This window comes from Photorhabdus akhurstii, from assembly GCF_018448925.1.
Classification (GTDB): Bacteria; Pseudomonadota; Gammaproteobacteria; order Enterobacterales; family Enterobacteriaceae; genus Photorhabdus; species Photorhabdus akhurstii.
This window is the reverse complement of sequence record NZ_RCWE01000021.1, coordinates 24,671-46,634: the sequence shown is the minus strand read 5'-3', so window position 1 is coordinate 46,634 and position 21,964 is coordinate 24,671. Positions and strand designations below refer to the sequence as shown.

General features: G+C 40.9%; 25 protein-coding genes, 1 tRNA gene, 1 other RNA gene and 1 pseudogene. 14 read left to right on the top strand and 14 right to left on the bottom strand.

Translation table 11 applies throughout. The features are described 5' to 3' along the window. Window positions 1–94 precede the first annotated feature (94 nt). From EAE93_RS18270 to EAE93_RS18260, 3 genes are all read left to right on the top strand, one after another. A tRNA-Ile gene (locus EAE93_RS18270) sits at window positions 95–171 on the top strand. A gap of 592 nt (window positions 172–763) precedes the next feature. After that, window positions 764–985, top strand: a complete 222-nt coding sequence (locus EAE93_RS18265) for a hypothetical protein (protein ID WP_214040260.1) — start codon at window positions 764–766, stop codon at window positions 983–985. Between the two features lie 8 nt (window positions 986–993). Then, window positions 994–1,263, top strand: a complete 270-nt coding sequence (locus EAE93_RS18260; protein ID WP_065823394.1) for a helix-turn-helix domain-containing protein — start codon at window positions 994–996, stop codon at window positions 1,261–1,263. Window positions 1,264–1,611: 348 nt separating this feature from the next. Here the strand turns inward: EAE93_RS18260 and EAE93_RS18255 are convergent, their stop codons facing one another. From EAE93_RS18255 to idi, 7 genes and pseudogenes are all read right to left on the bottom strand, one after another. Continuing rightward, window positions 1,612–2,022 carry a type II toxin-antitoxin system HicB family antitoxin gene (locus EAE93_RS18255; RefSeq protein WP_214040259.1) on the bottom strand — a complete coding sequence of 137 codons (411 nt, stop codon included), beginning with the start codon at window positions 2,020–2,022 and terminating at the stop codon, window positions 1,612–1,614. A 104-nt stretch (window positions 2,023–2,126) separates the two neighbouring features. Then, window positions 2,127–2,249 (bottom strand): mRNA interferase, encoded by a 123-nt coding sequence (locus tag EAE93_RS18250; protein ID WP_071647067.1) that lies wholly within the window; start codon window positions 2,247–2,249, stop codon window positions 2,127–2,129. A gap of 119 nt (window positions 2,250–2,368) precedes the next feature. Further along, window positions 2,369–2,961: pseudogene (locus tag EAE93_RS18245) on the bottom strand (hypothetical protein); the annotation flags it as partial. Window positions 2,962–3,107: 146 nt separating this feature from the next. Beyond that, a complete protein-coding gene (gene dinQ / locus EAE93_RS25645; RefSeq protein ID WP_369293964.1) occupies window positions 3,108–3,179 on the bottom strand; it encodes a damage-inducible type I toxin DinQ in 72 nt (23 codons plus the stop codon). Between the two features lie 466 nt (window positions 3,180–3,645). Beyond that, on the bottom strand, window positions 3,646–3,810 hold the full coding sequence (locus tag EAE93_RS18240; protein ID WP_214040275.1) for a hypothetical protein: 165 nt from the start codon (window positions 3,808–3,810) through the stop codon (window positions 3,646–3,648). Between the two features lie 237 nt (window positions 3,811–4,047). After that, window positions 4,048–4,992: an SAM-dependent methyltransferase gene (locus EAE93_RS18235; protein WP_214040258.1), complete on the bottom strand. Its 945-nt coding sequence runs from the start codon at window positions 4,990–4,992 to the stop codon at window positions 4,048–4,050. Between the two features lie 136 nt (window positions 4,993–5,128). Continuing rightward, a complete protein-coding gene (idi, locus tag EAE93_RS18230) occupies window positions 5,129–5,662 on the bottom strand; it encodes an isopentenyl-diphosphate Delta-isomerase (protein ID WP_036808639.1) in 534 nt (177 codons plus the stop codon). A gap of 565 nt (window positions 5,663–6,227) precedes the next feature. Between idi and EAE93_RS18225 the strand changes: the two genes are divergently transcribed. After that, entirely contained in the window at window positions 6,228–7,163 is a 936-nt protein-coding gene (locus EAE93_RS18225) for a VirK/YbjX family protein (RefSeq protein WP_036808636.1), read from the top strand. Window positions 7,164–7,216: 53 nt separating this feature from the next. On the opposite strand, the gene EAE93_RS18220 is transcribed toward EAE93_RS18225, so the two are convergent. Next, a complete protein-coding gene (locus EAE93_RS18220) occupies window positions 7,217–7,816 on the bottom strand; it encodes a GNAT family N-acetyltransferase (RefSeq protein ID WP_036808631.1) in 600 nt (199 codons plus the stop codon). Window positions 7,817–8,125: 309 nt separating this feature from the next. Beyond that, window positions 8,126–8,275: a hypothetical protein gene (locus EAE93_RS18215; protein WP_157297560.1), complete on the bottom strand. Its 150-nt coding sequence runs from the start codon at window positions 8,273–8,275 to the stop codon at window positions 8,126–8,128. An 82-nt stretch (window positions 8,276–8,357) separates the two neighbouring features. On the opposite strand from EAE93_RS18215, the gene EAE93_RS18210 reads away from it, so the two are divergent. Beyond that, on the top strand, window positions 8,358–10,379 hold the full coding sequence (locus tag EAE93_RS18210; protein WP_036808630.1) for an oxidoreductase: 2,022 nt from the start codon (window positions 8,358–8,360) through the stop codon (window positions 10,377–10,379). Window positions 10,380–10,503: 124 nt separating this feature from the next. Here EAE93_RS18210 and sstT read toward each other — a convergent pair whose 3' ends face one another. Together sstT and EAE93_RS18200 are read right to left on the bottom strand one after the other, a co-directional pair. After that, window positions 10,504–11,751, bottom strand: coding sequence for a serine/threonine transporter SstT (sstT, locus tag EAE93_RS18205; protein WP_036808629.1), 1,248 nt, complete (start codon window positions 11,749–11,751; stop codon window positions 10,504–10,506). 290 nt (window positions 11,752–12,041) lie between these two features. Then, window positions 12,042–13,004 (bottom strand): TerC family protein, encoded by a 963-nt coding sequence (locus tag EAE93_RS18200; RefSeq protein WP_036808628.1) that lies wholly within the window; start codon window positions 13,002–13,004, stop codon window positions 12,042–12,044. An 80-nt stretch (window positions 13,005–13,084) separates the two neighbouring features. Between EAE93_RS18200 and EAE93_RS18195 the strand changes: the two genes are divergently transcribed. The 8 genes from EAE93_RS18195 (at window position 13,085) to EAE93_RS18160 (ending at window position 18,318) form a co-directional block, all read left to right on the top strand. Further along, window positions 13,085–13,336: a hypothetical protein gene (locus tag EAE93_RS18195; protein ID WP_214040257.1), complete on the top strand. Its 252-nt coding sequence runs from the start codon at window positions 13,085–13,087 to the stop codon at window positions 13,334–13,336. A 221-nt stretch (window positions 13,337–13,557) separates the two neighbouring features. Further along, window positions 13,558–14,229, top strand: coding sequence for a DedA family protein (locus EAE93_RS18190; protein WP_036780344.1), 672 nt, complete (start codon window positions 13,558–13,560; stop codon window positions 14,227–14,229). A 193-nt stretch (window positions 14,230–14,422) separates the two neighbouring features. Further along, the gene (locus tag EAE93_RS18185) at window positions 14,423–14,728 is read left to right on the top strand and encodes an ElaB/YgaM/YqjD family protein (protein WP_036780342.1); all 306 of its coding nucleotides are present in this window, start codon (window positions 14,423–14,425) and stop codon (window positions 14,726–14,728) included. 1 nt (window position 14,729) lies between these two features. Next, window positions 14,730–15,131 (top strand): phage holin family protein, encoded by a 402-nt coding sequence (locus tag EAE93_RS18180; protein ID WP_036808622.1) that lies wholly within the window; start codon window positions 14,730–14,732, stop codon window positions 15,129–15,131. After that, complete coding sequence (locus tag EAE93_RS18175) at window positions 15,124–15,378, top strand: YqjK-like family protein (RefSeq protein ID WP_036780338.1); 255 nt, start codon at window positions 15,124–15,126, stop codon at window positions 15,376–15,378. Before EAE93_RS18180 ends, EAE93_RS18175 begins: the two co-directional genes overlap by 8 nt. 224 nt (window positions 15,379–15,602) lie before the next feature. Beyond that, on the top strand, window positions 15,603–15,998 hold the full coding sequence (locus tag EAE93_RS18170) for a DoxX family protein (protein ID WP_036780336.1): 396 nt from the start codon (window positions 15,603–15,605) through the stop codon (window positions 15,996–15,998). A gap of 1,112 nt (window positions 15,999–17,110) precedes the next feature. After that, window positions 17,111–17,449 carry a hypothetical protein gene (locus EAE93_RS18165; protein ID WP_051560799.1) on the top strand — a complete coding sequence of 113 codons (339 nt, stop codon included), beginning with the start codon at window positions 17,111–17,113 and terminating at the stop codon, window positions 17,447–17,449. A gap of 98 nt (window positions 17,450–17,547) precedes the next feature. Next, window positions 17,548–18,318, top strand: coding sequence for a hypothetical protein (locus tag EAE93_RS18160; RefSeq protein ID WP_036780334.1), 771 nt, complete (start codon window positions 17,548–17,550; stop codon window positions 18,316–18,318). A 571-nt stretch (window positions 18,319–18,889) separates the two neighbouring features. Here the strand turns inward: EAE93_RS18160 and EAE93_RS18155 are convergent. Then, on the bottom strand, window positions 18,890–19,786 hold the full coding sequence (locus tag EAE93_RS18155) for a LysR family transcriptional regulator (protein ID WP_040148844.1): 897 nt from the start codon (window positions 19,784–19,786) through the stop codon (window positions 18,890–18,892). A 111-nt stretch (window positions 19,787–19,897) separates the two neighbouring features. Here EAE93_RS18155 and EAE93_RS18150 point away from each other — a divergent pair, with 111 nt between their 5' ends. After that, window positions 19,898–20,599: a pirin family protein gene (locus EAE93_RS18150; RefSeq protein ID WP_036780329.1), complete on the top strand. Its 702-nt coding sequence runs from the start codon at window positions 19,898–19,900 to the stop codon at window positions 20,597–20,599. Window positions 20,600–20,640: 41 nt separating this feature from the next. Here EAE93_RS18150 and rnpB read toward each other — a convergent pair. Next, window positions 20,641–21,017: RNase P RNA component class A (gene rnpB / locus EAE93_RS18145), an RNA gene on the bottom strand. A gap of 77 nt (window positions 21,018–21,094) precedes the next feature. After that, on the bottom strand, window positions 21,095–21,961 hold the full coding sequence (gene rsmI, locus EAE93_RS18140; protein WP_214040256.1) for a 16S rRNA (cytidine(1402)-2'-O)-methyltransferase: 867 nt from the start codon (window positions 21,959–21,961) through the stop codon (window positions 21,095–21,097). Between the last annotated feature and the right edge of the window lie 3 nt (window positions 21,962–21,964).

Here is a 21,964-nt window from a genome sequence, read left to right as displayed (position 1 = left end):
TTACTAAAAACGCAATTTTGCACATAAAATGATCATACGAATTTACAAAGCTAGACCGCGAGCAAAACTGTACGTATAATCCCTTCCATCCAACGGCCCCTTAGCTCAGTTGGTCAGAGCAGGCGACTCATAATCGCTTGGTCACTGGTTCAAGTCCAGTAGGGGCCACCAGATTTTAGCTGTGAAAACAGATAGATAGACCACTCAAGCAAGAGTGGTTTTTTTATGTCTTTTAGCCAGTGTCCCCTTTTTGTCCCCTGAGAAAACTTTCATGTCCCTGTTGTACCATTGTTCATACACAAGGGAGATTATTTTTTGACCGAACGAACCAAACACGAAAAAAATTTTCTGCCAATGAAAATATATTTACTTAACTTAGTTGATTTCAATTTTCTAATAGCCACGAGACCACGCTAGTACTGTGTTTTGCAATTTCCTTCGGCTTATCTTCGTGATCTTACTTCTTACGTAAAATAGAAATATTTCCTTACTATCATTGTGTTAACCTTTCTGCCGTGACCCTCTCTTGATCCAAAAACTGAAATTTCCTGTAAATCTTTTCAATCATTTCAGTTTACGGCTTCTCTCGCACTGCCAATGCTGGCGCAGTCTGGCTATATGCTTCGTAGGATTTTAAAACTGAAAAAATTTTTTGATCCAAAACGTGCAGGCGGGTGCGGTGTAGTGCCGTTTTCGCCATAAGTTCATTTATTTCGTCATAAGCGCAGTGAGACAAACCATCACTAAGGTATTTATTTGATTCTTGAGTCAGATAATACAATCGGTTAAAGCAGTGTTGTCATTGGCAAAATCCAGTGACCAAGGTTTTGCAGCCTTGCGTTCATGGACGCTGGTAAGAAGTTTTTACCAATGCGCCTGCTATCGCCCCTCTATGGCGGTTCAGGCAGGGGAGGCTATGCCTCGCCGGAATGGTTACTCTCCGGTACTGCGAACCCTGTTTGAACCGCCACCACCAAAGAGGTAAGCAGGAATATGAAAAAAGATTGGCATACCGCCGATATTATCGCAGCGATACGCAAGAAGAATAAAACGCTGGCATCATTATCCAGAGAGCACGGTTTAAGTTCTTCAACATTAGCAAATGCTTTAACGCGTCCCTGGCCTAAAGGGGAATGGTTGATTGCTCAGGAAATTGGTGTTACACCTGCTGAGATATGGCCCAGTCGGTATTTTGACGAAAATAAGCAGCCTATCAAACGAATCATCCGAAATGATTTACCAAACAATTCTGATATCACATAAGTTATTTCTATATCCGAAAAAGTAACGACAACTTTTAAATCACTAAGCTAATATAACACGCTGAATTATCAGTTTTTTATTACACTTATTGCCCATTCTTTTAATATCAGAATTGTATTCATAGCTCTATAAAGATGTAAAACAGCCCGCATATTTTGCGAGCGAGATAATTAATCAATTATGTGTTTCAGACCATCAGAACACGAACCCGTAGCGCTGATTGATACCGCATTATTAACCTGGTACGTATTGGTTTGATTGATAACAGTGCTGTGTGCATCTGGTTGCAGTTTATTAGGATATAAAAAAGGCCACGTATTAACGCAGCCTGTTAATTAATGGTGATTTTCATTCAATGGACAAAGTTAACTGATGTCCGATAGCCGATGCGACCTTACCCACCGTATCAATTTTAGTTGAGTGCCGTAAATCAAAGATACGGGTCACTTCCTGCTTTTTCACCCCCATACGGTTGGCTAATTCAATTTGCGTTAATTTGGAATCAAGAAACGCATTGAGCATAAGCACCTTAGAGGCCACGCTTAAGGGCACATCAACATAATCCTGCCCTACGGGGCCAGGAAGCGGGATCTTTTCATTATCTTCGAAGTAAAATTCAAAGGCGGTTATTAGCGCATCGAGTGCCATCTCTAGCGCCTCTTCCCGTGTATCCCCCTGGGTTAAAGCTTCGGGGATATCCGGGAACGAGACGAAATAACAGCCCTCTTCTACTGGCTCTAGTGTGACTGGATATCGCATATTTTTAATGGTGAACCTGTGCGAAAACCCGCCCCTTGCGAGGCGGGTTTTTATCACAATCCTAATTGCTTAATGATTGCTTTCCTCAGCGGCTCTTTGATCTCTTAGCTAGGGTGTCTCGGCATAATGCTTCGTTTCCCCTGATATCTCAGTTTCAGATGGTTTGTCCCATTTGAAACTTCGACGCCTTGAGCTTCCAGCCACCGTCTAAACTCGCTTTGCTTCACCACTCCTCCATTCTGTTGAACATACAAACACAGTAAACATTTATGCTTACCATGTCAACATTTTTGTTTACCATATAGAAAAGGTAAAAATAAACCTTACCGAAGAGAGGCCAATCAATCTAGCCAATCACAGGCGAATATTTCTGTTTCAGCCCATCCGATTTATAGGCCGTGTTCTTTATCGCACTGGCGTTCTCTGGCGTGCCTGTGTTGTGATGCGTATGCGCGGCAGCCAGTTCTGCCAGTTCCTTAACCACATCCAGCGTCTCTAACATCAATTGCATAACATTGATTTGCTGGCTGCCCACCCAAACCACGGGCCGATGATTTCTTGCCTGGCACCGGCGATGCTCTGCTTAAGCAGGCCAATTTTCTCTATCAGCTTTTGTCCGACTTCAACATTGGCCTCTTTCCCTACACTGGCAACGAAATTTGATGAGGTCGCCATACTATAGTCACCGTCTGCAATTTGCTGGACAGCGCCTGCCAATAGCATAGACGTGCCCAAAACCGTGGTTTTATCCGTGGCCTGTATCGTGGTTTCCCGTGCGACTACAGTACGTGTTTCCGTGTCTGTCCTGACTTCACGGTGCATGGACGATTCATTAATGGTCTGGTCAGTCTGACGAATCCAATTCCCTTCCTGAGTTACCCTCTGCGAGACTTCCGACCGCTGCCGCCGCCGCAGTTGCTCGCCTAGCTTGAGCACTGGTTCAAGTCCAGTAGGGATTACCAAATTTAAGCTGTTAGATCAGTATATTGGGCGACTTAAACAAGAGTGGCTTGCTTGATCAAAGGCGGTAAATGTTAAAGGCCACCGGGAGGTTACCCCGATGGCCTTAGCTACGTTTCCGTTATCTATTTCAGAAATGCACGGATCAGCTCTAAAAGCGCGATTAACGCTTTGAGAACGATGATAGCAGTGTCAATAAATGCTTTCACCCGTTTGCTCCAGTTAGGAGCACGATTTAACCAGCCATTGCCTTTACGCTGCCTGTCCGGCTGACTTCCATCAAGTCAGTTAAGGAATATCGCACTCTGACCGAGGCACTGAAGCAGCACCACCTGTTCTTCAGCCAGGACTTACGAAAACTTGCGTCAGAGATACACAGGCCAGAACGCTACCCAAAACTAACAGCCGTTGATTATAGGTTTATTTTCAGATGATTCAATCAATTAAAATGGTGAGTTGGTAAAAACAAAAAAACCAACTGGTGAGGTTGGCTTTTTTGTTTTTACCCATACAGGGCGCGGGCATCTTTTGTGCCATTACCGAGATTGGTAGCCTCAGTCCTAGCGCGATATTCCTTAACTGACATAACTAGTCTAATGCCTACAGCATAAAATATCAACCTAGGGTGCAGAGTAAAAAAACCTCACATAAATGGAATGATATTTACCCAATCACAGGAGAATACTTCTGTTTCAGCTCATCCGATTTACAAGCCGTGTTCTTTATCGCACTGGCGTTCTCCGGCATGCCTGTATTGTGGTACGTATGCGCGGCCGTCAGTTCAGCCAGTTCCTTAACCACACCCAGCCTCTCTAACATCAAGGTCATGACACTGATTCACTGGCTTCCTACCCAAATCACAGGTGTATAAGGCCCAAGAACCGAAATTTATTGAAAACTTTTCAGTTGGAGATTTCTCTCGCTCCATCAATGCTGGCTCGATCTGATCAGGCTACTCCGTAAAAAAGGGGGACACAGATTTTATTTCAACGGTCAGTGACAACAAAACAGCAACAAAGGTTTTAGCAGCCCCACTTTTCAACACCAAGAAAACAAAGTTACTCGCTATGGTTTTTGTGCGATAACGCTATAGACTGATACATAATTTTTTACCAAGGCAATCGAGAAATTTTCAGTTACTGCATGCAGCTCTTCGAAAGAGCTACTAACACCTTCAGGAAAATTTCGTTCGATGTTAGCCTTAATATCTAACAGCCAATGCACAACATCAATATTAGATGGCAACACCCTCATATCTTTGATAATAAAGCCACTTTCTTCCAATACTTGTCTAAAATAAGCAGGCGTTTTGCGATTACCACAAGCGAGGCGATCAATGGTGTCGGAAATATCCGATTGATAGCTATTCAAAGCCACATTATAGAGGCTGTCAGAAACCACCACCTGACCACCCGTGCTCATGCGTTTGAACAATGCACTCATAGCCTTTTCATACAACGAGTTCGGAAAATGCGAAATAACACCACGGATAATCGCCAAATCATAAGGCTCCTGTGGATCAGGCAAGCAATCAATATCCTGTGCATTACACAGATACAGATTGATACGCTCAGAAAGTCCACGTTGTGCATGAAATTTGGCACAATATTGCAACTGCTGTTCGCTGATATTTACGCCATCTAAACGTTTACATTCAGGAAAATGCTCAGCCAGATATTTCAAGACATAACCCCAGCCACAACCGAGATCCAAGATACGCCGAATTGGTGGCCTTTCGATCTTTGTTTCCAAACCAGCCAATAGCAACTGACGATCAAAATAGCGGATACCTGACTCACCCAATGAAATTGGTGGTTTTGAAGCCGGATCATCGTAAACACCAAACTGGAATAACAGCGTATCGCCAATCACCTTACGCCAGTGTTCTGGATCTTCGCAATAAGTTTGTACCACCTTACTTTCGTAGTCGTCGGTAGTTTCCCCCCGGATGATATGATAGGGCAGGACAGGCTCAACATCAGTGTAAAATACATTATTAAAGCTACTCATGAGCTTTTCCTTATTAAAGGTTTTTAAAAACGTCGCACCCTTAATTTGTCAGGATTTGCGGCGTATTAGTAAATTTCAACGAAATATTCATATCTAATTAATTTAATGCCGTGATTACCGATAAATTACATTACTATCAGATCAGTCTTTGCCACTCCTCAATATTTTGATACGAAAGGCCATCAATGATTTTTTTGAACCACACCGTATACACATCAGGAGCATTATTAATTAGCTCCCTCAATTTCAATGGATTAACCCATTTGTAATCGGACACCTCATCAGGATTAATTATCGGTTCTTTATCAAAGCGCCCGATAAAAACATGATCATATTCATATTCAATCAAATCATTAGGTAGTATCGCGTGATAAATAAATGACGAAACCTTTTTCAATGGACAGTCAAAACCCATCTCTTCTCCAAGACGCCGGTGCGCAGCGGCTCCCAGAACTTCACCAACCCTAGGGTGACCACAACAGCTATTAGTCCAAAGTCCGGCTGAATGATATTTGGTTGCTGCTCGCTTCTGTAGGAGTAAATTTCCTTTATTATCAAAAATAAAGATAGAAAAGGCCCGATGCAACATACCCTTCTGGTGAATATCAGTTTTTCCCGCCGAACCAATGGGATTGTCATATTTATCAACAAGAACAAGTATTTCATCCATTATTAATAGCCTTTGTGTGTATTGAATAACATAGAATCAAAAACTTTAATTAACAATAAAACATAATCCATATTCTGCAAGTGCCAAATTAACTTTATAAGAATAAGAAATTCATCATGAAAATATGACACACATCATAAAATAAAAATATCTCATCCATTCCGTTTTGATATTAACGAAAAAACAAAACAAATTAATATAATAATTATTAATATTTTAATTAAACGGATTCAAAAAAGAATATATTCATTATTTACCATTAATACTCACCTACTAAATTTGTGACAGATCATAACCACGGGTACCACACCAAAGTTATAACTGTTTTTCTCATCTTTTTGGATGTGCTTTTACAACAAAAAAACATCACTGAAAACTAAACGAATAATAAACAAAAAAGAAAAAATCCCCCTGAAAACTAAACATTCACTAAACAACTGTTGATTTTTTATCTTAAAAAAACATAAATACACATCCGTTGAAGTTTTGTTTAATACCAAAGGAGTATACTCAGCCTTCTCAATGTCTTCTTCCCTACCAGTATTTTTTAGAACTAGATAAAGAAATGGAATATATGTATCAACCTGCCAGCTCAGGAATTCGACTGTTCACAGATTTAGTCGGAAAAAAAATCAGCCCAAGCCCCCATTGGTATTCGGCCCAGAATCGCACTAAATTTGCTTTACGCAGCGCTCTGATGCCAATAGCGACGTTAAAACTACTAAACCAGATAGTTAATACACCGTTCTATCTGGATATTTTGAAGAAACAACCTTGTTTACCTTCTAAACTGCATCGCCCTTATCTCAGTATTAACTTCAATAGAGGGCAGACGTTACGTGCAATAAATGAACATTACCAGCTATTATTTACTGGTTTGAACCAGTCTATTGTTAATAAAATATTTCGTTCCAATGCATATCCATTAGCGGTTATCAATGGTAAGAGTGGAGCTTATACTATTTTTTTAGATTCTATGGACTGTTTTAATAAAGAAGGTGAGCTTACTCTATTTATTGCAACAGAAGATAATAAAACTTTGGCGAGATGTGCTTTCACATTACTCACTATTGCCGGTAAAAAAACACTGTTCATCGGTGGGCTGCAAGGCTCCAAAGGCGATGCAACCCTTGAGATTATCCGCGATGCAACAAAAGATTGTTATGGATTATTTCCAAAACGCTTACTGATTGAATCTATTTGCCGCTTTGCTGCCCACTTTAAATGTCAGCAAATTCTGGCAGCCAGCAACGATACCCATATCTATAAAAGCCTACGCTATTGGCATAAAAAGAAAGATAAATTAGTCGCTGATTACGATTCTTTCTGGGAATCACTGGGTGGAGCAAAGGTAAAAAATAAAGATTTCCATCTGCCATTATCTATTGAAAGAAAACCTCTTGAAGATATAGCCAGTAAAAAGCGGGCGGAATATCGTCGCCGTTATCAATTACTAGATGAACTGGACAATGGCATGCTGCATTCCCTACTTTCAAATTAAATCAGATATTAGGCCGCTCCCTTTCACAGGACGGCCTAATTTTGCGATGACTCTTACCTCGGTTTAACCATCTGCCATTCAAGATGCATTTTAACCGCAGGCCATTCACAACTGATAATACTGTAAACACAAGTATCCCTGATACTGCCATCTTTAGATACAGCATGACTACGCAAAATCCCATCAAGTTTTGCGCCCAGTCGCTCTATCGCCTTCCGACTCTGATGATTAAAAAAATGAGTGCGAAACTCCACTGCGATACATCCCAGTTCTTCAAAAGCGTACTTCAATAAGAGATATTTTGCTTCCGTATTAATATGTGTCCGCTGAACAGAACGTGCATACCAGGTATAACCGATTTCCAACCGGCGGGCACCAGAATCAATATTCATATACGTGGTCATTCCAACCGCTTTACCTGTTCGATGATCAACAATAGCAAAAGGCAGCATAGTACCTTTTTCATGTAGCAATAAATGGCGTTCAATCTCGTTACCTAGCTCAGCTGGCGAAGGGACACTGGTGTACCACAATTTATGCAGTTCACCCTCTTCGATTGCCTGTAAAAACTCATCATGCCGTTGGTGTGTCAGAGGTTCTAAAGTCACCCCTTTTCCCGCCAAAGTTACCCATTCAATCATCTGTTTTTTCATAATAACCACTGAGTTATAAATTAAGTCAGAATAGAGGAATTCACCCTATTCCGGAGTCAAAACCGGAATTAAGTTAATATATGGAAAATCAATTCCCTATTAAAGCAAAACCCGCACTTTTAACATCTCTGATGACTCTCATATCATTCAGAAAAAAATACTAAAATTGGGTAAACAAATCGCCTAGCTGAATTAGTCATATTCTTGCCGTGTAAAAATACAAAGCCACGCTACGGACTCTCCGGGAAAGTGAACGACTGAAATCGATTATGGCCTATATTGTAGGCTGGTTAACCTTTCCTGTACGAATCAATCAACAAGGAGTACATCAATAACGTTTACATTCAGATTTTTTTCACTAACTTTATGAAAGAACCTGATTTCATGACCTTCATCACATTCATTTAACATTTTTTTCCCAATTAACCTTATTCCATCTAAATTTGAACCATTACTCATCCGACCACCTGGAGTTTTGTCCCGTGGTTTAGGACACAATAATAATCTGGTTATGATTGACAAACACCCGACGGAGATTGCAATGAGCCATTATCCTCACCTGTTGACCCCTCTAGACCTAGGGTTCACCACACTGAAAAACCGCATTTTGATGGGATCAATGCACACTGGGCTAGAGGAACATCCCGATCGCGCTCAGAGGCTTGCCCGCTTTTACGCTGAACGAGCAGCCGGAGGCGTGGCATTGATTGTCACCGGAGGAATTTCACCAAATAAACAAGGTGTTATAGGAAAAGGCACTGCATTTCTGGTAGATGAAAAAGACCTTATTCACCATAAAGTTATTACAGATGCAGTTCATCAGGCTGGTGGAAAAATTGCCATGCAAATCTTACATACCGGCCGTTACAGCTATCAACCACACCTTGTCGCCCCCACCGCTATTCAAGCACCGATTAATCCATTCATGCCTCGTGAAATGACAGAAGAGGACATCCAGCAAACCATTGCTGATTTCGCTCATTGCGCACAACTGGCACAACAAGCAGGTTATGATGGCGTAGAAATCATGGGTTCTGAAGGTTATCTGATTAACCAGTTCCTGACTACCCGTACCAACCACCGTAAAGATAAATGGGGCGGAAGTTTTGAAAATCGAATGCGCTTTGCCGTGGAGGTTGTTAAAGCTGTCCGCCAAGCAACTGGACGAGAATTTATTCTAATCTACCGGCTTTCAATGCTGGATTTAGTAGAAGAGGGATCTAATTGGCAGGAAATCGAGCAACTCGCTGTTGCCATTGAGCAAGCGGGAGCATCTATTATCAATACCGGTATCGGCTGGCATGAGGCTCGGATTCCAACAATTGCCACTATGGTTCCTCGTGCTGGATTCAGTTGGGTAACGCAAAAACTAATGGGAAAAGTTTCTATCCCGCTGATCACAACAAACAGAATTAATGATCCCAACATTGCAGAGCAAGTGCTAGCACAAGGTTGTGCCGATATGGTTTCTATGGCGCGACCTTTTCTGGCCGATGCTGAATTTGTTATGAAAGCCCAGCAAGGACGAGCCGATGAGATTAACACTTGTATTGGTTGTAATCAGGCCTGTCTGGATCAGATTTTTGTCGGTGAAATAGCCTCTTGTTTAGTTAATCCTCGCGCCTGCCACGAAACAGAAATGGCCGCCGAACCTGTTACTATGCCTAAAAAATTGGCGGTTGTCGGCGCCGGACCTGCCGGATTGTCATTCGCCGTGACCGCTGCCAGTCGTGGCCATCATGTCACTCTGTTTGAACGTAACGGACAGGTTGGCGGACAATTTAATATTGCCAAACAGATCCCTGGTAAAGAAGAATTTCATGAAACACTGCGTTATTTTCAACGCCAGTTAGCAATCCATCATGTTGATGTACGGTTGAACCAGACCGCAACAACAGAAGCGCTTTCCGATTTTGATGAGGTGATTATCGCCAGCGGCATTGCGCCTCGCCAACTCACGATCGAGGGTATCCATCACGAAAAGGTACTGAGCTACCTAGATGTATTAAGGGATAAGAAAAATGTCGGTCAACGTGTAGCTATCATTGGCGCAGGCGGCATCGGCTTTGATACCGCAGAATATCTGAGTCAACCAGGAAAAAGTTCTAGCCTTGATAGTACCGCTTTCAGTGAAGAGTGGGGTATTGACCATAATTTGACTCACCGTGGTGGCTTATCCCCTCAAGGCCCCAAACCAGAAGCTTCTCCCCGGAAAATTTATTTATTGCAACGTAAGCCGACAAAGGTTGGTGAAGGACTAGGTAAAACAACAGGTTGGATACATAGAACCAATCTACACCTGCGCGGCGTAAAAATGCTAAACAACATGCAATATTTAAAAATAGATGATCAAGGGCTACATATTAGTTGCAATGGGGAACAGAGCTGTCTTGCCGTAGATAACATCATCATTTGTGCAGGGCAAGAGCCACTGAGAGAATTGTATCAACCGTTACAGCAAGCAGGAAAAACTGTGCATCTTATTGGTGGGGCAGATGTTGCTGCCGAATTGGATGCTCGACGGGCTATCGATCAAGGTACTCGGTTGGGTCTTAAAATTTGATGATAAATAATAGCGGTCACAGACAAGTCGTAAAAACAAAGTAAATCCTCAAGCCGCGCCATTCCTGGCGCGGACATTTTACTCGCTCTTACCTAATTTTTTAAAACCTGAATACTTTAATCAATTAATTACGTTGAGTTAGCTGATCCGATGACAGACGGTCATCCTCAGCCTGACAAACAGCGGCAGTGAACAATACATCGGTAGAAGAGTTCAGACTCGTTTCCGCGGAATCTTGTAATACACCAATGATCAAACCGACTGCGACAACCTGCATAGCCATCTCATTGGAAATCCCAAACATGCTACACGCTAAAGGGATCAACAATAATGATCCTCCTGCCACACCAGAAGCACCACAGGCACAAATTGCAGCAACCACACTCAGTAGAAATGCTGTAGGCAAATCAACCGATATACCTAGCGTATTGACCGCGGCTAAAGTCAATACCGTAATAGTCACCGCAGCGCCCTCCATATTGATGGTAGCTCCCAACGGGATAGAAACTGAATAAGTATCTTCATGCAGATTCATACGGCGGCACATCGCCATATTCACCGGAATATTTGCAGCCGAACTGCGAGTAAAAAATGCAGTTACGCCGCTTTCACGCAGGCAAGCAAATACCAGCGGATAAGGATTACGACGAATTTTCCAGTAAACAATCAATGGATTTACAATGAGCGCCATAACCAACATACAACCCAGTAATACAACCAGCAATTGAACATATCCCAGTAAGGCACCAAATCCCGTTTCTGCAATGGTTGAAGACACCAGACCAAAAATACCAATCGGTGCAAGACGAATGACCACCCGAACAATCTGAGTAACCGCCTCAGACATATCATGAATTAGAGATTTAGTTGAATCCGTTGCATGGCGCAGTGCGATCCCAAGACCAATAGCCCAAGCAAGAATACCGATATAATTACCGTTCAGTAACGCGTTTACTGGATTAGCGACAATATTAACCAGTAACCCTTTAATCACCTCCATAATGTTTTCAGGCGGAGACATCTGAGCATCATTGACAGCTAACACCAGTTGTAACGGGAACATAAAGCTACCGGCCACAGCAACCAAAGCAGCAAAAAAAGTACCCAAGACATAGAGGATAAGGATCGGACGAATATTGGTTTTCTGGCCTTCTTTATGGTTAGCAATAGAAGACATAACCAGAATCCATACCAATACAGGGGCTACCGCTTTCAAGGCGCCAACGAACAACGTCCCAAGCAAACTGACTGATTTGGCAACCGAAGGCGTCAACCACGCTAACAGTATCCCTGCAATTAAACCTACCAAAATTTGTTTAACCAGGCTCCCTTGTACAAGGTAATACACGAAGCCACGTTTTTGTTTTTCCATAGCTAATCCATTTTATTAACAGTTCTGTTAAGCCTATATTTTTTGTGTTTGTTTCCTCAGTATAGGGAAACCAAGAGTAGTGAAAAGCTGCGATAGTTAAAATATACAACCTCGCCAGCACTTATTAACAATACATTCACATTTGTGTGATCAAAACGGCAATTTACACATTTACAAAACACAATTATTTATTTTTATGTTTAATCATTTCGCAGCAATTTAAGACAAAAAGAAACCATATCTTCCCATTCAAGAAAGATATGGTTATCTGTTAAAAAATAGTTATCTAATTACTGGATCTCTTTAGTTTTATACTTATTTACCCAAACATTAATAATCATTGTTATTATCAAAATACTCGCTACAGTTCCCAGGGAAACCCCCATAGGAATATGATAAAAATCCATTATTAGCATCTTAATACCGATAAATACCAGAATGACTGATAAACCATATTTCAGCATTGTAAATTTCTCTGCCACACCTGCCAGTAAAAAATACATTGCACGTAATCCTAAAATAGCGAAAAGATTAGAAGTTAAAACAATAAAAGGATCTGTCGTCACGGCAAAAATAGCAGGAATACTGTCTACAGCAAAAATAACGTCACTAATTTCAACCAAAATCAGAACCAGGATTAGTGGAGTCGCATATAACAAACCTTTTTCTTCCACAAAGAAACGTTCTCCGTGAAGATTATCAGTGATGCGAATATGCGCTTTTAACCAACGGACAAAAGGTTTATCGCCTATCGGGGAGTCATCCTCTTTCGCCAACGCCATCTTAACACCGGTAACCAGCAGAAAGATGCCGAACAGATAGAGTATCCAACTGAATTGAGAAACCAGCCAGCTCCCTGCAAAGATCATCACGGTACGCAGCACAATTGCTCCTAAGACACCGTAAATGAGTACCCGACGTTGCAAATTTGCCGGAATAGCAAAATAACTAAATAACATCAGCCAAACAAACACATTATCAACAGCAAGTGCTTTCTCAAGTAAATACCCTGTCAGGAAAGCCATCGCCTGACTGTTGGCAACAGCTTCCCCTGCGGTTTCTCTGCAATACCACCATAATCCTAATGCAAATAAGAGCGATAAACTTATCCAGATCACACTCCAGACAGCAGCTTGACGAAATGACATTGCCTGCTCTTTCTTACGCCCCTGTAAGGATAGATCCAGCAGTAACATAATCGTAATTAAGACAGCAAAACTTCCCCATAAAAGAGGGCTACCCACAGAGTTCATTTTCTTTCTCTCACAAACAAAAACGGCTGAAGTCTCAGAAGACGCCAGCCGCTGCTATATTTCTTCCCCACATCGTGGAGATGGATGTATCGCAAGCAACCCTCGCCTTCTGGCAAGGTCTCACTTACAACACAGAAAATGCACCATCAGGTATAAGTTCAGGGTTGCCCGGCTACCGGATGCTGTTGCATCGTAATGACGATAAACCGGCAAGGAAGTTACTCCCCTTTGCTATGGTGAAAAATAAATCAAATCGATACAAGAATCAATCTACCACTGAAAAAATAACAGCAAAAACAGTAGGAACAAACGCAATTCATCCAACCTCATAAACCATTTCCTATCCCATTTTAATGAACGTTCAATTGATCACCAAAATTTTCTGTTTAGTCACCCCTGATTTTGTTACAGTGGCACAGGCTGCGTCATTTGCCTTTTTCAACGGAGTAAAAAGGCATTAAAACCAGCCAAATAACGTAAAACAGGACGTAATTTAATCAGTTTAGCCTCATGCTTTCAGGATGAACGAACAAAGGCATTTTAGGAACACCTGATGGAAATAGTAAAAGAACTTATATATGCACTTTGGCACCAGGATTATGAAACTCTGGCCAATCCATCCCTATTATGGGCCATTTATATCATGCTATTCTTGATCCTCTTCCTTGAAAATGGCCTCCTTCCCGCTGCATTCTTGCCAGGAGACAGCCTGCTTATACTGGTTGGCGTATTAATTGCCAAAGGTGCAATGAGTTTCCCTCTGACGATTGTAATATTAACCGCCGGAGCAAGCTTAGGTTGTTGGGTCGGTTATCTCCAAGGGAAATGGCTAGGAAATACCAAAATAGTACAAGGCTGGCTCTCTCACCTTCCCGCCTATTACCACCAAAGAGCTTACAGTCTTTTTCACCGCCACGGCCTGTCAGCTTTACTTCTCGGCCGTTTCCTCGCATTTGTCAGAACCCTGCTACCAACACTTGCAGGACTAACAGGTCTACAAAACAGCCGTTTCCAGTTTTTTAACTGGCTCAGTGGCTTCCTGTGGGTCATTATCCTCACCTCTTTGGGTTATGCACTTGGTAAGACCCCCATTTTCCGTCAGTATGAAGACTTGGTAATGAATTTCCTGATATTACTGCCACTTGCTTTACTCATTATTGGTTTTAGCGGCAGTTTGTTAGTTGTGTGGCGTAAAAAAACCTGCCAATCCCCTCAAAAGAAGTAATTAATTCCAATAAAACCTAATATTCCTCCCTGCTGTAGATAGAAGTATTGTTTGCAGCAGAATAGTGAAATAACTCTAATGTTTTTTATTCACCTTTCCAAATATAAGCTATATTTAAGGATAGTCTTTTCCGGCATCAGGAAAAGCGACTAACTAAGTCAAATATACATACCTTAAATGAGGAGTAATCTACATGTCACAGATGAAAAATACTGAAGATCTACGCATTGAACTAAAATCACTTGCAGAAACACTGGAAGAAGTGATCAAAAGCTCTGGTGATAAATCCAAAGTTGAGTTAGAAGAACTTCGCAACAAAGTAGAGGAAGTCATCAAAGATACTCGTTTTAAACTCGGTAATGCCAGCGATATGGTTGTTAAGAAAACAAAAGATATGGCGGGCCGTGCCGATCTCTACGTTCATGACAAACCGTGGACAAGCATCGGTATAGGTACTGCGGTTGGTGCCATATTAGGTGTATTATTAGCTAAACGCTAATATGAGTAACTCATCCAAATCTCAAGGCCCCGGTAAAGGGGTCCTTGATATTCTCCAACGTATTGCCACTGTTGTTGTCGAGATAGTAGAAACTCGTTTACAACTCATCGTTGTAGAGTTGGAAAAAGAAAAAGCCACTTTGATACAGCTGATAGTCATAGCCAGCCTGACATTACTACTCACCGCTTTCGGCCTCATGTGTCTACTTGTTATGATTTTTTGGGCTATCGATCCCAACTGGCGTTTTACCGTATTAGCAAGTACCACTGGCACACTACTCGTTCTGGCGCTTATTGGCCTTATATGGACCATTAGGAAAGCGAAAAGTTCAACATTACTTAGCGCTACTCGCGAGCAACTCAAGATCGACCGAGAAATGCTGGAAGATTACAGTAATGAGTAAACAACGTCAGGAAAAAAAGCTGAGAAAACAGCAGTTACTCAGAAATATCCAGCTACAACGACTTGAACTTTCCAACAATACACAGCTCTGGAAGAACCTCACTGAACCTTATGACAAAAGCTGGCAGAAGCTTTTGTCATTAAAACCCTATCTGCGACCCGCAATCCACGCTATCTCTTTATATAGCCTCCGTCACCCTGTGAAGTTCTATCATTTGTCGCGCTATATCATTCGACTATTGAAATGAAAATGGTAATAATTCTTCATAATATCTTTGGTTGATGATCACTCTGGTTGCTTATATTCAAAAACTTTGTATAAAATTGTTAATAATCCTTGCTTACAACTAAGCTCATCTCTCTTTAGTATACATTCCATCCGTTAATGATTAACAAATTGTGCTATTTCGGGTTGGTACAAGTTAATCATCAAACAAACCATCGTGATTTACCTGTATATCTGGAGTTGTTAATGAAAAAATTTGAAGACAATGCCCTGCTACTGGCCCGTATTTTAATGCCAATCCTATTTATCGTTGCAGGTTATGGAAAATTAGGTGATTCCTACGCGGATACTCAGCAATATATGCATGCTATGGGCGTCCCTGGTTTTCTATTACCACTGACGATTTTACTTGAATTGGGTGGTGGTCTGGCCGTTCTATTTGGTTTCTTAACTCGTACCACGGCGTTATTTACCTTTGGTTTCTGTATCTTGACTGCCATACTCTTCCACAGCAATTTCGCTGAAGGCATGAACCAGACTATGTTTCTCAAGAACCTGACCATCGGTGGAGGTTACCTGTTACTGGCTATCACAGGTCCAGGTAAATTCAGTATCGACCACTTGATAAAGAGAAACTGGTAATATCTTGCTGTGGCTGTTCTGAATCTGAGAGATAACCATTCTCAGGTAAAAAGTGAAACGATTAAAATCCCTCTCTTGCTCAAGGATTTTATCAGCCAATCACCCAATATTGAGCCTAAAGATAAATAGTAATTCGAGAGATCTGGAAGATCTTTCGGATTACTTTAATCAATAGACCAAACTTTTATTGAATTATAGTGATTCTGGTAAAATAATTATTTTATCAAAATAAATAACCACCTCATTTCTCGGCAGGAAATAATTAACTCTATTTTCGACAACATATTAAAAGCACCATTAATAATTTAACATAAAGAGTATAGAATTTGCAGTGTAAATCCTATTAACACCTACAATACTAATTTAAATAAACAACAATTAACTTAAATATATTTAAAGATTATTTAATCAAATTCAACTTTTTAATCACAATATAATTACTTTAAATTTATTTAACTTGCTCCCGTAAAATGAAATAAATTACCACATATCAATAATATTACATTCACAAATAGGTCATAATATATTTCAGCATAAATCAGACATTATCAAATTTAAAAAATAATTTTTGCACTCCTATTATAATTAAATTACTTTATTATTTTATAATAAATTATTGCTATTACAACATCGAATGATTATTTATATAGCGATTTAAATTAAAATTCACACGTTTTTATTATTTAATTTTACGATTAATATGTTTCCTTTACATAATTATCGCTCATTATATTCCAGGCAATAAAATAATAAAAATTTAACATTATCACATTAAATTAAAAACCATTTCAACAATAGCTACACTTATTATATTACAACCACTTTTCCCTAAAAATAATATTAAGACAATCGGTTTTAAAAAAACAATCAGTTGTTTTTTAAATTACAGCATAAAACTAAAAATTCCTATAACTCTTGAACAAAACAACTTGACACATAACTATATACATTAGAAAATCATTTAATCAACAGGAAAGCCATTAAAAACATTGATAGTAACGTAGGCTAATAGTTAGTATTTAAATTTAAATATTTATGTTTTAATTTCACCAAAATACCTGTGCCAGATAATTCACAGAATTCTTCATAAAATAAACGAATAGGGAAGACAAATGAAATATAGCTCAATTGCTTATACCATTATTTGTTTAATGCCATTTTATGCTACCGGAGCAGGAAAATTAAAGGATGTTTGCGACGGTAAATTAATTACTAATACATCTATAAGCAGTATAAATATTACTAGCAACCAAAATGGAAATGGACCTGCCATGAATGTATTAGTAGAAGGGCAATGGTATGATACATATCTAACCCCTGGTATTACAGAGGGTAACGGTGTTTATGGACTCTATGATATGAGTCATAATGCTTATCTCAATGCATTAGAAGTTAACGTTTGCGTAAGACTTGGTAATTTAAGAGGCATTGAATTAATTTATAGACCATAAAATTCCAAGCCAGAAAAATAGAGCTAACATTAATCAATGTACTTATAATGCATTGTTAAATCAACATTTAATTCACATAAAATAATAACGGAGAATTTATGACTATTCATGGTAAAAAAATAAATGTGAAATTAAGAAAAGACACACCAGACCAACTATCCGCAAATGACTTAAAGGCACAATTGACTGCTATTGGATTAACATGTGACCTTACGGATGAAAGTTTACTCACAGAATATATTGAGGACGTAAGAAGACAACTAATTACAGGAAGTACACAGTCATTTGCAATTGGGGAATATATTGCTGACAAATTCGTACATACATCCAGAGCTAACTGGTCACCAGAGGACCAGGCCCTTGGATACAAAACGCAACTAATTTATATTGGTGTACCTGAACATTTTAAATGGCTAGGGAAAAATTGTAGTACATTTGCGGGAAATGAGGATGATCCACCAGCATCAACAGATAAATATGATAACGTAGATGCAGTGAAAAGTGCCTTTATCCAAATTGCCAAAGGATCTTCTGAGACTCTAGTACAACCTCTGGACAAAACAGATATGGAATCTGCGCTAACAAATCTCCTAAGCTCAATTAATGATGACAATATCCAAAATTATGATTCCGGCTGGAGAATAAAACTCCTCTTACTAATAGATAATTTCGATAAAGAAAAAGATACAGGCAATGGAATTGGGGTATTAGGAATACGTTGGAGACTACAAATAAAAGATTATAGAAAAAAGAGCAAAGACAACGCTAAACATAACACAACAATTAGCCTAAGTAGCTGGTCTGTCATATATGACAATACCGATGATCTTCTCAAGCAATATCATATGGTAAAAGATAATTTTGGCTAAAAATAATAGATGGAGACGAATTAAGCTAATAAGTACAATTTTTCAAAAAGTCAGGCGGTTGCTATAGTAGCATCTTTCTTGCCAAAGAAAAATGCACTATGGCCTAGCCTATTTGTTGCCATTGATAAACAAAAGATGCACTATAATAGCCCCGTCAAGAAAAGTTAACGAATGCTCCGGGACAAAAGAAATTAAATCCCGAGCAAGATAAACTCACTTTTCTTACCAGTGTCACGAGATACAGCCAACAACCCTATAAGAATATATTGACATCAAAACAACCATTCTGACCTAGGGAAAACCGTTCTGGTGTTATTAATAAATCCGAAAGTCCCCCTGTTTTCATCACTGTCTGGTACCCAAAGAATAGAACCATCAATATTTATCGAATAGAGATCAAAAAATTTACACCTACCAATGATGATAACTCTGCTCAAAAAGAGCTTGGTAGCAAAGCCCCCAAGCTCTTTCGGCAATCAGATTAAGGGCGCAGGAAGACACAGGTTAAGCAATCATCAAATCATGTTTTTTCAGCCTGCCTTCTAATTTTGATTACTCACATCACTTCCACTTACCGACTAACAAACAATTTAGGGATTTCCCGCAAACACCAAGACTTAGCTTCCCCCATGCTGTCTCGTCGCCATGCCATAATGACATTTGTGTCATGGCTGTATTCGGAGCTAATCACCCGCAAACGACCCTCTGCAATATCTTGTTCCACCATAGGATAAGGCATGGTAGCAACGCCCAGCCCAGCTAAGAGAGCACGGCGTTTATCTTCCAAAGAACTTACTGTCAAACGCTGTTGCTTATCTAACAATTGAACCGTCAATACCGGGCGCTCCCTAGCTGTATCCGCCACAGCAATACCCCGATACTTCACCCTCGTGACATCGGACAAAGGTTCCGGCTCTTGATGTATAGGATGATCAGGGCTAGCGACATAAACATTGGTAATGCTATAAAGCTGACGTGAATTAATTTCTGCCGACGCACGGAAATGCATATCTGGTGCAATAACAATGTCCGCCCGACCCGTTTCCAGCCTCTCCCATGCACCGGCCAAAACTTCAGTCAATAAAGAGAGCTGAGTATTCGATTTTTGAGCAAGCTTGCCCACTAATGGGAATAATGAAGAAGCCGGAACCAACGCTTCACAAACAATTATCAGGTGAGTTTCCCAACCTCTCGCTAATGCTTCTGCATCAGCGGTTAATTTATCCGCCGCTTCAAGCAATTGACGTCCACGCTCAAGCAACATACGACCAACATTGGTGAATTTAGTTCTGTGACCTGAACGATCAAACAGTACTACATCCAGTTCTTCTTCTAATTTTTGCATCGTATAGCTAAGTGCAGAAGGAACACGGCCAAGCTCATCAGCAGCCGCAGCAAAACTTCCCCGCCGGTCAATCGCATCCATGACCCGGAGAGATTCCAGTGTAAGCGCTCGTTCTTTGCTCATATTTTTCTCAATCAGGAAATTTGAATATGGTGACCAGATTAACTGGCTAACATTTCGCCGTCCAGATAATTACTATTCTTAGTGTGTGTTTTTTTCAAGGTAACCGCCATCATGATTATAAATAGAACAGCAAAACAGTGTGGGAAAGCTGACTATGGTTGGCTACAGGCTCGTTATACATTTTCATTTGGTCACTATTTTGACCCAAAGTTTTTAGGTTATGGCGCACTACGTGTACTCAATCAAGAAGTCATCGCCCCCAAAGCCGCTTTCCAACCTAAATCCTATCCACATGTGGATATATTGAATATTATTCTACAAGGTGAAGCAGAATACCGTGACAGCGAAGGCAACTACATCAGAGCGCGTAAGGGAGAATGTTTACTATTTTCTACCCGTCAAGGCATCAGCTACAGTGAACATAATGCCAGTACTAACAAACCACTGACGCGCTTACAGCTTTGGCTGAATGCCTTTCCTCAGCAGGAAAGCTTACCATTGCAACGAATGGAGCTACCAGAACAACCATTGGCTATGCTAGCTTCTCCAACCGCAGAAGATGGCAGTATGCAATTACGTCAGCAAGTGTGGGTAAATCATATTTCCCTGACTAAAAATCAATCTCATCATCTGCAATTGAAGGGAAAAAATGCCTATCTGCAATCCTTAAACGGAAATATAAAAATAAGAGGCAATTCCAAGGACAATATTTTGATTAAATGCGGAGATGGCGCTTTTATTCATGAAGAAAATCGTCTGGTTTTAAAAGCAGATACTGAATTTCAGGGGCTGTTAATTGATCTGGCTGCTTAGAAAAGTGAAAGCCCCATCAGATTAATCTAATGGGGCTAAATTTTTGAAGTTGACCGATAAGCCGGGTTCTGTCGTGGACAGCCATTCATCTAGGCCAGCACTTACGCACTGGCTCAAGCAGCCTACCCGGGTTCGATACGGGCCGTACCTAATGAACCCCTATTTGGCCTTGCTCCGGGTGGAGTTTACCGTGCCACGGACTGTTACCAACCGTGCGGTGCGCTCTTACCGCACCCTTTCACCCTTACCTGATCCTACATTAAGCAGGCCATCGGCGGTTTGCTCTCTGTTGCACTGGTCGTGGGCTTTCACCCCCCAGACGTTATCTGGCACCCTGCCCTGTGGAGCCCGGACTTTCCTCTCCTCTACCCATCGTCCAAAGGATTAATGGTAAAGCAGCGACTGTCTAGTCAACTCCGCGCCGGATTATAAGGGGTTTGCCTGACGATGTATAGGCGTTTACTGATTATCTGCCCTGTTTATCAGCAATTACCATTATTCTTCACTCTGTCCCAACCCATGACGATAAAGCGCATTTTTCTTCACGCCATGAATCTCTGCCGCCAATGCAGCCGCTTTTTTCAACGGCAATTCTTGTTGAAGAAGCGCCAGTGTTCTTAATGCCTCTGAAGGCAAAACATCGTCATCCGGTTTTTTATAGCCTTCAACGATCAATACCATTTCACCACGGCGACGGGTTTCATCTTCCTTAACCCACGCCAAAAGTTCACCTACTGGCATCCCCTGAATAGATTCCCAAGTTTTTGTCAATTCTCGCGCCAGAACGACGTAACGTTCAACTCCCCACACTTCAACCATATCTTCCAAACTATCGATCAGACGATGAGTAGATTCATAAAAAATTAATGTGCGCGACTCCTTTTCCAAAGCCCGCAACGTATCACTCCGACTTTTACGTTTTGCGGGCAGAAACCCTTCGTAACAGAAACGATCTGATGGCAGACCCGCAGCAGACAAGGCGGTTATCGCCGCACAAGGCCCCGGAAGTGGGACAACATGAATACCGGCTTCACGACAACGGCGAACCACATGATAACCAGGATCGTTAATCAGGGGCGTTCCTGCATCAGAGACTAATGCGATACTTTGCCCTTGTTGGAGCTTTGTAATTAATTGATCTGCTTTCTGCTGTTCATTATGATCATGAAGTGCGAACATGCGCGCATTAATGGCAAAATGTTGAAGCAACAAGCCAGTATGTCGCGTATCTTCGGCAGCAATCAGATCGACATGCTCAAGAACTTCAAGCGCACGCTGAGTGATATCACCCAGGTTTCCAATGGGGGTTGGCACAACATATAGCGTGGATGTCGTAACCACTGCTCGATTAGGTTGATTCATTGT

Excerpts from the sequence above, each read along its gene's own strand:
- EAE93_RS18160 (WP_036780334.1), top strand. The coding sequence starts at position 17,548 with ATGACTATTCATGGTAAAAAAATAAATGTGAAATTAAGAAAAGACACA.
- EAE93_RS18180 (WP_036808622.1), top strand. The coding sequence starts at position 14,730 with ATGAGTAACTCATCCAAATCTCAAGGCCCCGGTAAAGGGGTCCTTGAT.
- EAE93_RS18150 (WP_036780329.1), top strand. The coding sequence starts at position 19,898 with ATGATTATAAATAGAACAGCAAAACAGTGTGGGAAAGCTGACTATGGT.
- idi (WP_036808639.1), bottom strand. The coding sequence starts at position 5,662 with ATGGATGAAATACTTGTTCTTGTTGATAAATATGACAATCCCATTGGT.
- EAE93_RS18170 (WP_036780336.1), top strand. The coding sequence starts at position 15,603 with ATGAAAAAATTTGAAGACAATGCCCTGCTACTGGCCCGTATTTTAATG.
- EAE93_RS18260 (WP_065823394.1), top strand. The coding sequence starts at position 994 with ATGAAAAAAGATTGGCATACCGCCGATATTATCGCAGCGATACGCAAG.
- EAE93_RS18185 (WP_036780342.1), top strand. The coding sequence starts at position 14,423 with ATGTCACAGATGAAAAATACTGAAGATCTACGCATTGAACTAAAATCA.
- EAE93_RS18225 (WP_036808636.1), top strand. The coding sequence starts at position 6,228 with ATGGAATATATGTATCAACCTGCCAGCTCAGGAATTCGACTGTTCACA.
- EAE93_RS18200 (WP_036808628.1), bottom strand. The coding sequence starts at position 13,004 with ATGAACTCTGTGGGTAGCCCTCTTTTATGGGGAAGTTTTGCTGTCTTA.
- EAE93_RS18240 (WP_214040275.1), bottom strand. The coding sequence starts at position 3,810 with ATGACCTTGATGTTAGAGAGGCTGGGTGTGGTTAAGGAACTGGCTGAA.
- EAE93_RS18165 (WP_051560799.1), top strand. The coding sequence starts at position 17,111 with ATGAAATATAGCTCAATTGCTTATACCATTATTTGTTTAATGCCATTT.
- EAE93_RS18235 (WP_214040258.1), bottom strand. The coding sequence starts at position 4,992 with ATGAGTAGCTTTAATAATGTATTTTACACTGATGTTGAGCCTGTCCTG.
- sstT (WP_036808629.1), bottom strand. The coding sequence starts at position 11,751 with ATGGAAAAACAAAAACGTGGCTTCGTGTATTACCTTGTACAAGGGAGC.
- EAE93_RS18175 (WP_036780338.1), top strand. The coding sequence starts at position 15,124 with ATGAGTAAACAACGTCAGGAAAAAAAGCTGAGAAAACAGCAGTTACTC.
- EAE93_RS18215 (WP_157297560.1), bottom strand. The coding sequence starts at position 8,275 with ATGAGTAATGGTTCAAATTTAGATGGAATAAGGTTAATTGGGAAAAAA.
- EAE93_RS18195 (WP_214040257.1), top strand. The coding sequence starts at position 13,085 with ATGGATGTATCGCAAGCAACCCTCGCCTTCTGGCAAGGTCTCACTTAC.
- EAE93_RS18155 (WP_040148844.1), bottom strand. The coding sequence starts at position 19,786 with ATGAGCAAAGAACGAGCGCTTACACTGGAATCTCTCCGGGTCATGGAT.
- EAE93_RS18190 (WP_036780344.1), top strand. The coding sequence starts at position 13,558 with ATGGAAATAGTAAAAGAACTTATATATGCACTTTGGCACCAGGATTAT.
- EAE93_RS18255 (WP_214040259.1), bottom strand. The coding sequence starts at position 2,022 with ATGCGATATCCAGTCACACTAGAGCCAGTAGAAGAGGGCTGTTATTTC.
- EAE93_RS18220 (WP_036808631.1), bottom strand. The coding sequence starts at position 7,816 with ATGAAAAAACAGATGATTGAATGGGTAACTTTGGCGGGAAAAGGGGTG.
- rsmI (WP_214040256.1), bottom strand. The coding sequence starts at position 21,961 with ATGAATCAACCTAATCGAGCAGTGGTTACGACATCCACGCTATATGTT.
- EAE93_RS18210 (WP_036808630.1), top strand. The coding sequence starts at position 8,358 with ATGAGCCATTATCCTCACCTGTTGACCCCTCTAGACCTAGGGTTCACC.